At 39.1% G+C, this 621-nt stretch carries 1 protein-coding gene; it reads right to left on the reverse strand.

The features are described 5' to 3' along the window. Window positions 1–299: 299 nt before the first annotated feature. Window positions 300–621, reverse strand: a 322-nt coding sequence (locus IQR33_RS33660; protein WP_228014016.1) for a hypothetical protein, incomplete at its 5' end; no start/stop codon positions are given.

Raw genomic sequence — 621 nt, forward strand, 5'->3', positions numbered from 1 at the left:
CATCATCGGGGATACTAATATAAATTTTTCATTTGGCGCTATACAAGAATTGAATCGCGTTCCGTCGCCGGAACGCTGTGAGTCAAAACAAGGTCAAACGTGATATGACATTCAAAGCCGTGCTCCGTTCGGAGACCATTTACTAAGTTGGTGCTCCTCTTTGTTTGGTTCATTTGATAGTGTTTTTGCCTGAGGTTTTTGACCAAGCAAAGCACTTCTTGATCGCTGCTTCTACGATAGATATTTCTACAAAACTACCACTTGTTTAATCCTCTTCGGTATCAAGTGGCATTAGCCATTTATTGAAAGCACCCTAAATCTAACAGTTGCCTTTTTATTTCAGCGAACTGGTCAATGTCAATTATGCTTAGTTGCAGCATTCTATTTGTAATGAATTTTGGTGTTACGTTCATCTGTAAAGCTATCTGCCTCAAACCAATATCTTGACTCAAGTAATTCATCAATTGCTCGTCACTCGAACTGTTCCAGCTATTGGTGGAACGAGGAACACTTTGAGTGATAATAGTGTTGGTCGAGGTTGCATTTTTCGGCAATTGTTTAGGTTTAATTGATATTTGGTTCTCTGTGTTGTGGCATAAAGAACTTATGCTTTCTACTAGC

Origin of the sequence: Vibrio sp. OPT46, assembly GCF_015163535.1 — a bacterium.
Classification (GTDB): Bacteria; Pseudomonadota; Gammaproteobacteria; order Enterobacterales; family Vibrionaceae; genus Vibrio; species Vibrio alginolyticus.